The organism is Enterococcus sp. DIV1315a, assembly GCF_051712325.1.
Taxonomy (GTDB): Bacteria; Bacillota; Bacilli; order Lactobacillales; family Enterococcaceae; genus Enterococcus; species Enterococcus faecalis.
Window position 1 is genome coordinate 432077 of record NZ_JBIOOS010000001.1, and the last position, 15650, is coordinate 447726.

At 31.2% G+C, this 15650-nt stretch carries 12 protein-coding genes and 1 pseudogene; 11 read left to right on the top strand and 2 right to left on the bottom strand.

Annotated elements, in window-relative coordinates; translation table 11 throughout:
• The first annotated feature begins 46 nt into the window (after positions 1-46).
• The 4 genes from IGJ03_RS02165 to IGJ03_RS02180 all read left to right on the top strand — a co-directional run bounded on the left by IGJ03_RS02165 (position 47) and on the right by IGJ03_RS02180 (position 5603).
• Positions 47-1261, top strand: a complete 1215-nt coding sequence (locus tag IGJ03_RS02165) for an AI-2E family transporter (protein WP_002384914.1) — start codon at positions 47-49, stop codon at positions 1259-1261.
• 174 nt (positions 1262-1435) lie between these two features.
• Complete coding sequence (locus tag IGJ03_RS02170; protein WP_002363168.1) at positions 1436-2815, top strand: hemolysin family protein; 1380 nt, start codon at positions 1436-1438, stop codon at positions 2813-2815.
• Between the two features lie 173 nt (positions 2816-2988).
• The gene (locus tag IGJ03_RS02175; RefSeq protein WP_002355543.1) at positions 2989-4563 is read left to right on the top strand and encodes a peptide chain release factor 3; all 1575 of its coding nucleotides are present in this window, start codon (positions 2989-2991) and stop codon (positions 4561-4563) included.
• Between the two features lie 74 nt (positions 4564-4637).
• Entirely contained in the window at positions 4638-5603 is a 966-nt protein-coding gene (locus tag IGJ03_RS02180; RefSeq protein ID WP_375804746.1) for a tyrosine-type recombinase/integrase, read from the top strand.
• A gap of 108 nt (positions 5604-5711) precedes the next feature.
• Here IGJ03_RS02180 and IGJ03_RS02185 read toward each other — a convergent pair whose 3' ends face one another.
• Together IGJ03_RS02185 and IGJ03_RS02190 are read right to left on the bottom strand one after the other, a co-directional pair.
• Entirely contained in the window at positions 5712-6452 is a 741-nt protein-coding gene (locus tag IGJ03_RS02185) for a hypothetical protein (protein WP_240185336.1), read from the bottom strand.
• 187 nt (positions 6453-6639) lie between these two features.
• Positions 6640-6936 carry a hypothetical protein gene (locus tag IGJ03_RS02190; RefSeq protein WP_010717480.1) on the bottom strand — a complete coding sequence of 99 codons (297 nt, stop codon included), beginning with the start codon at positions 6934-6936 and terminating at the stop codon, positions 6640-6642.
• A 797-nt stretch (positions 6937-7733) separates the two neighbouring features.
• Between IGJ03_RS02190 and IGJ03_RS02195 the strand changes: the two genes are divergently transcribed.
• The 7 genes and pseudogenes from IGJ03_RS02195 to IGJ03_RS02225 all read left to right on the top strand — a co-directional run bounded on the left by IGJ03_RS02195 (position 7734) and on the right by IGJ03_RS02225 (position 15641).
• A complete protein-coding gene (locus tag IGJ03_RS02195) occupies positions 7734-9485 on the top strand; it encodes a DUF262 domain-containing protein (RefSeq protein WP_002384918.1) in 1752 nt (583 codons plus the stop codon).
• Positions 9475-10536: a hypothetical protein gene (locus tag IGJ03_RS02200; protein ID WP_375804747.1), complete on the top strand. Its 1062-nt coding sequence runs from the start codon at positions 9475-9477 to the stop codon at positions 10534-10536. Before IGJ03_RS02195 ends, IGJ03_RS02200 begins: the two co-directional genes overlap by 11 nt.
• A 298-nt stretch (positions 10537-10834) precedes the next feature.
• Positions 10835-11118: pseudogene (locus IGJ03_RS02205) on the top strand (restriction endonuclease); the annotation flags it as partial.
• 119 nt (positions 11119-11237) lie between these two features.
• On the top strand, positions 11238-12851 hold the full coding sequence (locus IGJ03_RS02210; protein WP_070416162.1) for an ATP-dependent nuclease: 1614 nt from the start codon (positions 11238-11240) through the stop codon (positions 12849-12851).
• Entirely contained in the window at positions 12830-13942 is a 1113-nt protein-coding gene (locus IGJ03_RS02215; RefSeq protein ID WP_070416161.1) for an AAA family ATPase, read from the top strand. The genes IGJ03_RS02210 and IGJ03_RS02215 overlap by 22 nt, the downstream gene beginning before the upstream one ends.
• 592 nt (positions 13943-14534) lie before the next feature.
• Positions 14535-14978, top strand: a complete 444-nt coding sequence (locus tag IGJ03_RS02220) for a DUF3290 domain-containing protein (RefSeq protein WP_002355544.1) — start codon at positions 14535-14537, stop codon at positions 14976-14978.
• A 15-nt stretch (positions 14979-14993) separates the two neighbouring features.
• Complete coding sequence (locus IGJ03_RS02225; protein WP_002368017.1) at positions 14994-15641, top strand: DUF421 domain-containing protein; 648 nt, start codon at positions 14994-14996, stop codon at positions 15639-15641.
• Positions 15642-15650: the final 9 nt, after the last annotated feature.

Consider the following 15650-nt stretch of genomic DNA (forward strand, 5'->3'; position numbering starts at 1 on the left):
CTATTTTATTATACCACGAAAAAGTTCTAGCAATGAAGTATTCTCAATGACTGAGGGGGGAAGGTGTGATAAAATAAAACAGCAACAATTGAATAAAAATAAAGGAGGAGCCGCTGTGATTAATCGATTTAAAGAATCGAAATTATTTTTCTGGTCAGTTGAATTACTTGTCGTGGCCATGCTATTATTTATTGCTTCGAAAATTAATTTCTTATTTGCACCGATTGGGACATTCTTTTCAACGTTGTTTGCCCCAGTCTTAGTAGCAGGCTTTTTGTATTATTTACTAAATCCTGTGGTCAATCTACTAATGAAGACGAAAATGAAACGAATTTATGCCGTCTTACTGGTATTTTTATTACTAATCATCGCATTAGTTCTGATCTTATTAACAATTATCCCTAAGTTGGCAGATCAGCTAGCTAGTTTAGCATCAAGTATGCCGGATTTCTTTAAACAAGTGGAGACCTGGATTTATGAGATTGCGGAGTTACCTATTTTTAAACAAATTGATTTAACAAGCTATATTGAAAAAATGGATATTTCTTATGCAAATATTATCCAACAATTTTTAAGTAGTTTATCAAGTAGCTTAGGTTCAATCGTATCAACGGTGGCGTCAACCACCATTGTTTTGGTCACTGCGCCATTTATTTTATTTTATATGTTAAAAGATGGAGATAAGCTAGTACCAGCGATTCAACGCTTTTTACCTGAGAAAAGAAAAGATGATATTGTGGATCTTTTAGGACAATTGAACCAAACCTTATCCAGTTATATTAGTGGACAAGCGATTGAATGTTTATTTGTCGGTACATTTACGATTATTGGGTATTCATTGCTTGGCGTTCGTTATGCCTTTTTATTTGGTGTCATTGCCGGCTTTACGAATTTGATTCCCTATCTAGGACCTTATCTAGGATTAGCGCCTGCTGTCTTAGTGACCATCTTTAATGAACCCGTCAAAGCAGCCTTATGTTGTTTAGTGGTGCTAGTGGTTCAACAATTGGACGGAAATATTATTTATCCAAACGTTATCGGAAAATCTCTAAAAATCCATCCATTAACGATTATTTTAATTTTATTGGTAGCAGGAAATTTAGCAGGTTTGCTAGGTATTTTCCTCGGTGTCCCATTTTACGCAATCTGCCGGACCATTATCTACTATGTTATTGATATGGTCAAAGCGGGTCGTAGTGAAAAAGTTACCAATGCCGTTCTTTTAGGGAATGAAACAAATACGAAAGAAAATAACGGTTAATGATTGAATCCGCTAATCTTTCGTGCTATGATTTTATGGATTAGGATAGAAAATAACCTGTCATAATACTGATTGTGTCTGTTTCTAAGCCTAACCATAAAAAGAGGAAGAACGTTAAAAGAGTACGAAAGTACAGCCTCGGAATTATCAACAATTAAGGAGAGAGAGAACATTATGAATAATGCTGACCCTGAGAGTCAGTCGCTAATTGCGCAACTTCTATTATTAGTCGTGTTGACGTTTATCAATGCCTTTTTGGCAGCGGCGGAAATTGCAGTCGTATCTGTTAACAAGAATCGTGTGGAACAAAAAGCGGAAGACGGCGACGCAAAAGCTCAAAAATTGCTTAAGGTATTGCAAGACCCCAATAACTTTTTATCCACAATCCAAGTAGGGATTACTTTGGTTAATATCCTATCTGGTGCTTCATTAGCAGAGACTTTATCTAGTCGTTTGGCCCCTGTATTAGGTGGCGGCGCCGCAGCTAAGAGTCTTGCCAGTATAATTATCTTAGCGTTGTTAACGTACGTTTCTATTGTATTTGGTGAATTATACCCTAAACGAATTGCTATGAATAAATCAGAAGAAGTCGCTCAATTGACTTCTGGTGCAGTCCGCTTTTTAGGAGTTATCGCGCGTCCCTTCGTTTGGTTGCTATCGGCTTCGACCGATTTATTATCCAAAATCACACCAATGACTTTCGATGATGCCGATTCGAAGATGACACGAGATGAAATGCGCTACATGCTTGAAACAGAAGGTGTTTTGGAAAACGAAGAACTAGAAATGTTACAAGGTGTCTTTTCATTAGATACAAAAGTGGCACGAGAAGTAATGGTTCCTCGGACAGACGCATTCATGGTTGATATCCAAGATGATGTCCAAGAAAACATCAATTTAATTTTAGGAGAAAATTATTCTCGGATTCCTGTTTATAGTGAAGACAAAGATAAAATTGTTGGTATTTTACATACCAAAACGTTACTAAAAGCTGCACGTAATTTAGGCTTTGAAAACATTGAATTAGGCGCGATTATCCAAGAACCATTATTTGTCCCAGAAACCATTTTTATTGATGATTTACTTTATGAGTTAAAACGAACACAAAACCAAATGGCGATTTTACTAGATGAATATGGCGGTGTTGTCGGTTTAGCAACACTGGAAGATTTACTAGAAGAAATCGTTGGTGAAATTGACGATGAAACAGATGAAGTAGAAAATTTATATACACAAGTGGCTGACAATGAATATTTGGTTCAAGGACGCATGTTAATTGACGAATTTAATGAAGTATTTGAAACAGATTTACACATGAGCGATGTTGATACAATGGCAGGTTACTTAATTACAGCATTAGGAACCATTCCTGATGAAGGGGAAAAACCTTCTTTTGAAGTGGGCAATATTAAGTTAACTGCTGAAGAAATGGAAGGCACACGTTTGCTAGTCTTACGCGTTCATTTCTACGATGAAGAAACTGTCGATGAAGAACCAGAAGAAAATCGTCGTTTTTTCCGTAAAGAAATGGAAGATGACGAACCAAGACGTTAAAAATAACCTGTGACATCAGTCGTTTTGACTAATGTCGCAGGTTTTCCTTTTAAAAAACAGCCAACAGCAGCTCTTTATTCTCAAGACTTGACATGATATACTAGCAAAGGTTAATCAAAAATTATGCTGAAGAAAATAAATAAATAAACATCACAAGTGATAAGGAGATTTTTATGACGATCAATCAAAAAGAAGCAGTCGATAGTCGCCGTACGTTTGCGATTATTTCCCATCCGGATGCTGGGAAAACAACGATTACTGAACAATTATTATTATTTGGGGGCGCCATCCGCCAAGCTGGAACCGTCAAAGGGAAAAAAACAGGGAACTTTGCCAAATCTGACTGGATGGAAATTGAAAAACAACGGGGAATTTCGGTAACGAGTTCTGTGATGCAATTTGACTATCAAGACAAACGGATTAATATCTTGGACACCCCAGGGCATGAGGATTTCTCAGAGGATACGTATCGGACCTTAATGGCCGTGGATAGTGCTGTGATGGTTATTGATAGTGCCAAAGGGATTGAAGCACAAACGAAAAAACTTTTCCAAGTTGTTAAAAAACGTGGTATTCCAATTTTTACTTTTATTAACAAATTGGACCGTGACGGACGGGAACCATTGGAACTTTTAGAAGAATTGGAAGAACTATTGGATATTGAATCTTATCCAATGAACTGGCCAATTGGTATGGGAAAAGGCCTAGAAGGTCTATACGATATTTATAATGAACGTGTGGAATTATATCGTCCAGAAAATAATGGCGGGGAGCGTTTTATTCCTTTAAAAGATGGCGATATCCCAAGCGATTTACCATTGCACAATAACAGCGTTTATCAACAAGTGTTGGAAGATGTTGAGTTATTGGTAGAAGCAGGCGATGAATTTAGCGAGGAAAAAATCGCTCGTGGTGATCAAACGCCAGTCTTCTTCGGTTCTGCTTTGACAAACTTTGGGGTTCAAACATTTTTAGAAACCTTCTTACAATTTGCGCCTGCGCCACATGCGCATAAAACAGAAGAGGGTGGCGAAGTAAGTCCTTATGAAAAAGAATTTTCAGGCTTTGTCTTTAAAATTCAAGCGAATATGAACCCAGCCCATCGTGATCGAATCGCCTTTGTTCGAATTTGTTCAGGTGTTTTTGAGAGAGGCATGGACGTGACTTTAGGTAGAACAGGCAAAAAAGTCAAATTAAGTAACGTGACGCAATTTATGGCGGATGCCCGTGAAAACGTCACAGAAGCTGTTGCAGGCGATATTATCGGTGTGTACGACACAGGAAATTACCAAATTGGCGATACTTTGTATGAAGGGAAAATGAATGTTCAATACGAAGAGTTGCCGTCATTTACCCCTGAATTATTCATGAAAGTGACTGCCAAAAACGTAATGAAACAAAAATCTTTCCATAAAGGAATTTACCAACTGGTTCAAGAAGGAGCCATTCAATTATACAAAACATATTTAACGGAAGAATATATCATTGGCGCCGTAGGTCAATTGCAGTTTGAAGTTTTCCAATACCGAATGTCTAATGAATACAATGCTGAAGTGGTAATGACGCCAATGGGTTCTAAAATTGCCCGCTGGATTAATCCAGAAGATTTAGATGAACGCATGAGCTCTAGCCGAAACATTTTGGCACGGGACCGTTTCGATCAACCATTGTTCTTATTTGAAAACCAATTTGCGGAACGCTGGTTTGCGGATAAATATCCAGATGTTGAACTGAAAAGTTTGATGTAAAATTAATTTGTAATCAATCAGTAGCTGAATCTTTAGAAGATTGAAGCTCGCATCTTCAGCAAAAATCTATTAAGATGCGTTGGTTTGCAAGAAGTCCTTTTTTATCAAAATTTGATAAGAAGGGACTTTTTTCTATGAACTGGGAGGATATTATTTTAGAATTTTGTATGGACATTACAGTGAGAGGTTTTTCAAAAATAACAATCAAAAATTATAAATCAAAATTGAGAAACACAGCAAATTTTTTCAAATCAATAAATGTTGAACCGTCGCAGATTGAAAAGAAACATATAAAAAGCTGGATAATAGATATGCAAGAAAAAGAAATGCAAGCATCGACAATCAATGTCAGTGTTAGCAGATTAAAGAAGTTATTTGACTATATGTTAATTGAAAAATATATTGACTATAATCCGTTTGTTGATATTGAAAGATTAAAAGAACAAAGAAAAGTAATCTATCCTTTGAATGATTATGAAATTAAACAAATGCTTATAGTTGCTAAAAAACATCCTTACAAACATATAGCACAAAGAAATGTTGTGATATTGATGTTGATGATTGAATGTGGGTTGAGGATTAGCGAAGTTTGCGAGATACAAGATGAAGATATTATGAATAATCAAATCATTATTAGAAAATCAAAAAATAATAAGGATAGAGCCGTTGCTGTCAGTCCAATTCTCAAAAAAGAAATAATAAAATATCAACGAATTAAGAAAAGAAAATATGGGCTGTTAGAAGGAAATACTTTTATTGTCAGTAATCTAGGTAAAAAATTGAATGAAAAAAGTATTTGGCAGATTATGCAAGAAATAAAGAAACAAATTGATATAAGAGATTGTGTTCGTTTTTCGGGGCATACGCTAAGACATACTTATGCAAGTATGCAATTACGGAACGGATTAGATATTTATACGTTAAGTCTAAATATGGGGCATAGTTCAATTGAAATGACTCAAAGATATGTTCAGACGTTAAGTAGCGAAGATTTTATAGAGAAGTCTATTAAAACGAGTACTTTGATGAATTTGAGGTGATTAAGTTATTTAACGTTTCTTTAAAGTACAAAATTATTTAATAAACCCAGTTAGGATTTCCTAACGGGGTTTAATGAATTTTAAACCTTTGTGTCTATAATATTAGAGTTAGTGATTATAAATTTTTGAACGAGATTTGTACTCTGCGGATTTAAGATAATTTTCATTCATTTTAGTTTGTGCTATAGGGGTGAAACATTCTCCATAACTTTCTAAAATAGGTAAGTAGTCAGATGTAGCCGCACATATAATTCTATTTAAATCATTGCTTTTTAATTCCCCCATTTTAAGTCTGACTTCTTTAATAGCTAACTTATTAAATCCTTTTTCAAAGAATAAGAAATTAGTTGTTCCAGTTACCATAGACTTATACGCTATACAATCTGGTTTTGCATGATTTATTTTGGTTATCAAGATATTATCTTCACTAGATAATGGAATATTATTGTCGCATTTTTCTAAAATATCCTCAAAACCGAATCGTATTCCATCAATAATAATTAGAGGTTCTTCATTTTCTAATGTTGGAAAAGTGCTTGTCAAATCATCATAAGCCCAGAATGTAACTATATTTTTACTAGAACCATGTTTTAAAATTTCTTTACGGGAAGTATCTGGTGTGTCCGACCAATAAGATAATTTTTGATTTGGAAATAATTGAGAATATCTATTTGATGAGTTACTATCTCTTAGATTGCCATGAAACAGCTCGCTGGCAGTTTTTTCATAAAAATTTTGATTGAATTCAACGCATCTAAAGAAATCGAATTCTTTAGTTATCAGTATAGGCAGTGTGCTATGTTTCAAAACTTTAGATAGATGAGAGTGATTGGAATATAATTTGCTCAATGGTCTATTACTCCTTAAACTTAATATTTTATAAATACTTATGCTATAACAATAATATAACAAATGTTTAGAAGAGAGAATATGAATTGATAATTATAGTTTAGAATTTTTAATTTCTGTAAACTGTAAGTATTATAAGTTATGATATTTCATATGATTTTTAATAGTCAATAAGATTTGAGAAGTATTAATCTATAATTTGACCATCAGAATTCATTTTTTCAATTTCAACTATTTGTTGTTCATAGAATGGCGAGGTAGCTATTTTAATCTTTTTATCTGTTGAAATCGTTAAAGAAGAAATATAATGAGGAGTTACTGCCACTTTAGCAGATGTTTCTGACAACGTAATTAATAATGATTGATTGTCGCCAAAAGTAGTATATTCAGAAACAATAGCAACTAATCCATCTTGATTTGTTAGTATCGACAAATACTTAGGAGCTTCGATAATCCATCCAAATTGCATCTTGTGAGTATTCATTATATGTTCCAACTCTCTATTTGTTTTTTTGTTAGTATAATAGTAACTTAAAAAAAGAAAAAGTGCGAGATAAGAAAATCTTTATAGTTTATTTCTAGAAACACTGATAAAAATGGCTGTAAAAAATTGATATATCAGTATTTATTTTTTAGTGCCGGCAAGAGATATCTTTCTTACTTAATAGCACTATCTAGGTTCAGTAAAATAGCTAAAATTTACGCTCTAGATATATTTATATAACGAAATAGTGATAATTCATTGTTGCTTTAGTTGAATTATTTGTTTTTTTGAAATCAACTAGAACTATCTTCATATTTAGAATATATAGGTAAAGTTATATTTTTATTTTGTTTAGATATGTAGTGTTAAAATAACGTAGTATGGAATTTAAATAGCCTGTGTTATTGTTTAGGAGTTTTAAAAAATTAATACTTAATATTTTAGAAACGCTTAGAATGTAATTCAGGCAGCATACAATCGATTCTGGAGATTTTGAATATATTTTTAGAAGAGAGGAAGTGTGGTCGGGCTTCTGTGAATATTAATTTAAGTTAATAGTAAGAAAAGTATGGATTATACGAGTTTTTTATATCTATTTTAAGTTGATTTTTCTTATAAGTTTGAGATAATATTGTATGATTGGAAAATTTAGAAGAACGGAATATAAAATAGAGTAATTTTATTTGTTATTTGATTATGGAACCGTATTCTCTAAAATATTGTTCTTTATTATTGTGATAATTCAAAAAATACACTCAAAGATAAAAAAATAAGTCAACTATGCAAGGAGATATGATATGGTGGAAAGAGGATTTCAACCGTTAATTACTATCAAAGAAGCTATTGAAAATATAGACAAAAATATTTATCTATTACCTGCTATCCAAAGAAAATTTGTATGGAGCCCAGAGCAGATAGAATCATTGTTTGATAGTATCATGAGAAAGTATCCTATAAATTCGTTAATGTTATGGCAAATTACTTCAGATGAAATAAAAAATAATTATAGATTTTATTCTTTTTTGAGAAAATATAAACAACGTTTTGGAGAAATGAATGAATATTATAATTCTATGGGACGAACAGACAATTTTTTTGCAGTAATTGATGGACAACAGAGGTTGAACAGCTTATATATTGGACTAAAAGGAAGCTATGCAGTTAAATTAAATCACAAACGATGGGTGGACAATGAAGACAATTTTCCTCCAATGAAGTTATACTTAAATATAAAAAATACCTATAAGCAAGAAACAAAAATTGATAAAGAATATGAATTCAAATTTTTACGTAGAGATAAAGTAGAGAAAGAAAATAAATTAGGTGAAAAATATTGGTTTGAAGTAGGAAGTATTTTAGGTTTGTCAGATGAAAAAAATCGATGTTCTTATTTAGAAAAAGTGGGTTTAGAAAATAATGAATACTCCAAAGATATATTAAATCTGTTATATGAGACTATCAATGAAGAAAAAGTTTTAAATTATTACTTGGAAGATGAACAAAATCTTGATAAGGTATTAGATATTTTTATTCGAACTAATGATGGCGGGACGAAACTTACTTTTTCAGATTTGTTGATGTCTTTTTTAACAGTTCATTGGTCTGATGCGAGGGAAAATTTTGAGGAATTAATTAGAGAAGTTAACCAGTTCGGTGATTTTTCTATCACAATAGACTTCATTTTGAAAAATATGTTAGTTTTATATGCAGATGACATAAAGAGTAGAGTGAAAAATTTTAATGAAGATGTAATTAATAAAATTAAAACTAATTGGGAAAGGATTCGTAAATCAATTCTTAATGCTTTTGAGATGTTCTATAGATTGGGTTTTGAAAACAGAACGTTTCCTGCTAAAAATGCTGCTATACCAATTGTTTATTATATCTATGAAAACAAACTTGAGGATGAAGTTATAAAAAATAGATTCTTAGATTCCAACACGCAAAACGCCAATTCTCAACTCATGAAAAAATGGTTATTATTAGTGTTTTTGAAACGTATTTTTGGTGGGCAATCAGATAGTATCCTTCGAGAAATTCGTAAAATAATTGATGACTCTTCCTCTGGTGTCTTTCCTTTAAAAGAAATAATCAATAGTGCTAAAAGCAATCCTACAAAAAATTATTCTTTTGATGATGCAATAATTGAAGGCTTATTTGAAGTACAATGTGGTTCTGATGACGCATTTTTTGTATTGTCTTTATTCTATCCAGATTTAGATTATTTCAATCAAAATTTCGATATTGACCATATTCACCCAAAATCAAAATTTCAAAATAAAACATTTATGGAAAACCATTTTAGTAAAGAAGAAATTGAGAGGATTGGTAATAATTGGAATAAAATTGGAAATTTACAATTATTAAATAAGGAAAAAAATATTTTGAAGAAAGATAAGAGTTTGTCAGAATGGATGGAAATCAATCACTTGAATAACTCATTTTTATTTATTGATGAAGATATCAAATTAGATATAGAAAATTTTGAATTGTTTTATGAAAATAGAGTTGCCAAGATGAAACAAGATTTAAAGGAGCTTGTTAAATAATACCTTAGTGGCTTGTAATTCAACTTATTATCAGGTAGGTGTTATTATGAAAGATTTCGAAATTGGTTTACCTAAAGACGCATCGTTATTGGTAAATGTTACCGATAAAAATTTATACAATTATGATTTTACATCTTATTCATTATTGCCATTGCAAAGAATAGCTTCAAAATCGATAGCGGTAAAAATTAAAAACAGTTTATTTTCAAATATTTCAGAAATGAGTTTGATTGAAAATTTGTCTAATCAGAAAGAAACAGAATACGTAGCTAGGATACCTGATTTTGCAAAGGAAAAGATAGATTCTGGAGAATGGTCATTTGGCGTAAGAAAAAAAACAGGTGAAACATATGCTGTCATTAAGGATAATTTAAGTGGGGAAAATAAAAGTTTTGTTACTCTTGATAAGAAAATTGTAAAAGAGTTAGGTGTTCTACCAGAGTTATCAGCAATCCAAGGTCAGTTAACATCAATTTCAGAGCAAATTGAGGGATTAAATCAAATTATACAAAGGGTAGAGAAAGGTCAGTATAATGATAGATATGCGGGATTTTTTTCATCTAGACAATTAGTTGTTGAAGGATTAGCTTCAGAGAATGAATCGAACAAAAGAGAGCTATTGATTAGTTCTATCAAAATTGCTAATGAAACAATTAGCAAGCTAATGCTTTCTATTCACGAAGATGCAGCTCTTTTAATTGATTCAAAAACAAAATCAAAAGATGCACGTAGAATTGATAATTTATTGCAAACATCTTTAGGATATTTAAATTCTGCAGTCCAACTAAACCTAATAGCGTATACAGCTTTGGGAGAAAAACAATCTTTATTTGCAACACTGACAAACTATCACTCGTTTGTTAAACAAGTGTTAATGAAAGAAAACGAAAGCGGAAGAACTATTGCGTGGTTATTAGATAATGCTCACGTGGGTGATGATGGAAGAATTCAGGAATTAACTAATGATTTGTCTACAAAAATTGAAGTGCTCATAGCAACTTATAATAATGAAAGGACAGACGTGACTGAAAATGAAAGAATCGAAAATTAAGACTTGTAAGTATCCAAATTGCAACAAAGAAGTTCCATCAGATAAATCTTTATTTTGTATGGAACATAGTCGTAGCTTAAAGGAAAAAAGAAATTTAGTTGGAACTGCTTTAGGTAGCGTAGCTATTCTAGGAGTGACTACTTTGGCAAACAGTATTATCAAGAAAAAGATATAGTTGGAATGTTTAATCATGTTATAGTCAATAAAGCTAGTCTACTTAGACCGGCTTTTTTTACTGTCCAATATTTGCGATAAAACTGTTATAATTAGATATAATACTTGTTGAAGGAGAAAAACAATGACATTTGATGAACTTATTCAAAGAGACAAGGGAACTCTCTTTGACAAAATTGCTCAAATTTATTTCAAAAATGAACCAACATACAAAACTTATTTTCAGATGTTTGGTTATTAAATGAAGTTCCAGAGGAATATGTAATCCCCAAAAAAGATACAGGGGTTGATTTAGTAGCAAGAAATGAAGCAACAGGGGAATTGACTGCTATTCAAGCTAAATTTTATGATAATAAAATATACAAAAGACATATTGATTCATTTTTAGCTGAACTTGGAAAATCCTATGGAGATAATTGGCTAATGTTTAAATGGTTACAATAAAAGCCTAAGAAAGGCTTTTTATTGTACTGAAATAACAATTGTGAATTATATAACATATTTATTATTAAAATTGAGGTGTGACAATGAGTTATATTGAAAAAATGATAATCCAAGGCTTTAAAAAATTTAAAGATTTTGAAATTGTGTTTAATAAAGATATGAATGTTTTGGTCGGTGAGAATGAAGCAGGAAAAAGTACAATTTTAGAAGCGATAGATTTAGCCTTAAACCAAAAAATATACGGGTTGATAGATGGAAATAATGAACAATTATTTAATGCAGATAATATTAAACAATTCAAGAATAAACCTGAATTTTCTCAGCTACCTGAAATTTTAATAGAAGTATATTTAAATATGGATTCAGAGATTCCAATAAGTAAACAACACTTTATGGGATTGGATTATACGAATGGGAAAGTATTGAAGGAAGAAAAAACAGGTATAAAATTTTGGTATCATTTTGATAATGATTTTGAACAAGAATTTTCTAAACTAAATTTTTCTGAAAACCCCAACATACCTATAGAATTCTATAAATTTGAATGGCTTACATTTCAAGGTGGGGGCTATAAAAGGCTTAAAAACCCAATAAAATCTCTTTTTATTGATAATTCATCTGTGAAGAATGATTTGTATGGCTCTTATGCCAAACAAGTTTTTGAAAATAAGATACCAAATGATATCCGAAGAAAATTGTCTATGAAGCTAAAAACACATATTTCTGATTTCGAAGCTTCAGAAGCAGAATCACTAAAAATAGGCGAGCAATCTATCTCTATTGACGAGAAGAAATCTGGTATTACTAAGATAATTGATATCCGAGAAAACAATATATCTATACAAAATATGGGGAAAGGCAGAGAGAATTTTATTAAGACTGAAGTTGCATTGCAAATAGATTCAAGTCTTATTTTAGTTGAAGAACCAGAAAATCATTTGAGTCATTCAATGACAAAAAAATTAATTGAAAAAATAAAAGTAGAGTCGGATAATTCCCAAATAATTATTACTACCCATAATCCTTTAATAACGTCTAGATTAAATATTCAAAAGACTATATGGATAACTCCAAATGCAAAAGCAGTAAAATTGAATGATGTAGATGAAACGGTAGCTAAATTCTTTGAAAAATCAGATAATGCTAGTTTACTTGAGTTCATATTATCTCAAAAAGTAATTTTAGTAGAAGGGGTAACAGAATATATTTACGTTCCTAACTTTTATCAGAATATTTGCGGTAGGAATATAGATGAATCTGGTGTGCATATAATATCGATGTCAGGAATTACTTATAAAAACTATATTGAAATTGCTAAAAAAATTAAAAAACCACTTTTAGTTATTACGGATAATGATGGAAATTTTAATAGAATAGAAACCATCAATGAATTGAATAGAGATTTAAAAAAAGATGGACACGATATATTAATAAAATGTGATAAGAAAATAGAAAATTCAACTTTTGAAAGAGTTTTATTTAACGAAAACATTGAACTATTAGCTGACTATAAAAAGAAGTCACGTGTATCTACTATTTACAAAGAAGAAGATGTAGAAAGCAAAGCACTGGCATATATGTTGAAAAATAAAGCAGATTCTGCTATTGAGATAACAACAAATTCTGAATATATTGATAACTTAAAAGTTCCAATATATATAAGAGAGGGATTAGAATGGCTAAATCAGGTAAAATAATCCTTGCAAGAGCAGGTTCGGGGAAAACGTATCATATTGCAAATGTGTTTGATGAGAAAAAATCAGTTTTGTTTATTACTTTTACCAATCAAAACGTGACGAATATAAAAAAAGAAATTATGCAGAGATTTAATAATGTTATTCCCAACAATATTGAAGTAATCACATATAGTAGTTTCTTATATTCATGGATTATTAGACCATTAGAGGCGGTTTTACCATTTGAAAATCTCAAAAGTAGAGGTGTAGACATTCTTAAAGAACCAATTCCTCGCAGTTATCCGCCAAGAAAAGGATACATTACTGATGATAAGATTGGACACTATTTGAATTTAGCTAATAATAGATACTATGCTAGTCGAATGTCGAAATTGATAATAAAAAATAAAAAGATACTAAATCCTTTAATTGAAGAAAGATTATCATTGCTTGTTGATACAATTTATATTGATGAGTTTCAAGATTTTAAAGGGGAAGATTTTGATTTATTAATGCTATTGATGAAATCAAAAAAAGTTTATACAGTTGGTGTAGGTGATTTTTATCAGCATTCTGTTGCTATGACACCTTCTAAAAGTGATAAACCTTATAAAAAACAAAAAGCATTTCTTTCTGAAGAAGAGTTTTATTCATCATTACCAAAATCTTTAGAAATTGATAGAGAAACGCTAAAGTACAGTAGAAGAGTACCAAGTAAAATTTGTTCAGTAATTGAAAAGAAGTTAGCCATAGATATACTGTCTTGTAGTAAACAAAAAGGAAGTTTTAAATATGTTCATGACGTTAACGAATTAGAACAACTTTTAGTTGATGAAAAATGTGTGAAATTAGTTTATCGGAATTCTAAAAAATTTCCTTATCAACCTGCTATTAATTGGAGTTATTGCAAAGGAGATACTTATTCAAAAGTTTTAGTAATTTTAACAGAATCGTATGCAAAGTTTAGTGACGAGAAATATAAAGTTCCTACAAATACCAGTCAGGCTGAAGTAAATAAATTATATGTAGCTTTAACCAGAAGTAATAATGAACTTTATGTATGCACTAAAAATTGTTTTGATTTATTTAGTAAACAGGGAGAAAACAGATGAACATCAACAAATCATTAGTAAACTTTCTAACAGATGGAGTAGTTACTTGTAAATAACTAGCTGATTTCTATGATATGTGTCATGAAGACAAAGATTTTTTATACGTAGTAGACGAATTCTTAATAAGTATTCTAAATAGGACAGTATTAAATAACAAAATTTTATCCATAGTTGTTAGTCATTCATCAGGTGTAGAAAAATTTCGTATCAAATTTACTGAGTGAATGTGATGAATAAATTATAGAAAATCAGGTATGAACATTGCGTTGGTTTGTAGCAAAAATGAATTGCTTTCTAAAATTATTTATTGTATGATGAAGCTTGATAAAAAGGGACTTTCACTTATTTGAAAACCAATTTGCGGAACGCTGGTTTGCGGATAAATATCCAGATGTTGAACTGAAAAGTTTGATGTAAAATTAATTTGTAATCAATCAGTAGCTGAATCTTTAGAAGATTGAAGCTCGGCGCAGTCATTCTCAAGATGATTGCGCTGAGCTTTTTCTTGTTATAAGGTATTAAAGCAGGCGTGATTGTTTTTTTTGAGATAGAATACTTACTATAACGAACCTATCAAGGAGTGGACAAGAACATGAATTTTTATGGCATCGAGTATTTAAAAAGCCAATCTAATTTAAATGATTACTTAAAGTATTTTTTTATTTTTGCTTTGTTAATCGGGCTAGTCATTGTGTTTAGTTTTTATGTGCGACATCAAATTCAAACGAAATATCGTGAATTAAGTATTATTATTTTTTTATCATTATTATTTGTTTTAGGGGTTCAATATTCCAATTATCAACTGAACCAAAATCAGCATTCACAATCTTCACAAATGGTACATTTTGTCGAACAAGTGGCACAGGAAAAAAAGGTTTCTCCAGAAAAAGTTTATGTCAATGGTACACAATTGGCTGACGGAACCATAGTTAAAATTGACGAAGTCTTTTATAAAATGAGTTTAAGTACGGATCAGCAGTCTTATACGTTACAAGAAACGTATTTATTAACACCAACGATTGAAATCATAAAGTAAAGTGAGGGAAAATTAATGCAGTTTTATAGTCCAATTATTATTAAATTTGCTTTAGGTATTATTTGTTTAATTGTCCAAATTAATTTGATGGGAAAAGGGAATTTGGCGCCCACATCGGCTATGGACCAAGTGCAAAACTATGTATTGGGGGGCATTATTGGTGGTGTTATTTATAATGATTCAATTACGGTGCTCCAATTTGTATTAGTGTTAATTTTGTGGACATTATTAGTCTTAATTTTAAAATTTGCAAAAGAACACAATCGCTATGTGAAGCAAATTGTGGATGGTAAACCCATTACTTTAATCAAGGATGGACAGGTTGTGGTGAAGGAATGTTTGAAAAATGGTATTTCTGCAAATGATCTAATGTTTAAATTACGAGCAAATGGTATTTATGAAGTCCAGCTTGTTAAACGGGCGGTTTTAGAACAAAATGGTCAATTAACAATCGTCGAATATGGCGATGAAAGTATTCGTTATCCGATTATTGTGGACGGTCAAGCCAACATGGATGTCCTAGAGTTAATCAAAAAAGATGAGCACTGGCTATTAACGCAAATCCAAGAACAAGGATTTCAAAGATTACAGGAAATCTATTTAGGTGAGTATTTATCTGGACAGTTAAGTTTATCGCCGTATGAAGAAAAAACGATTGCTTAGCTATACTTT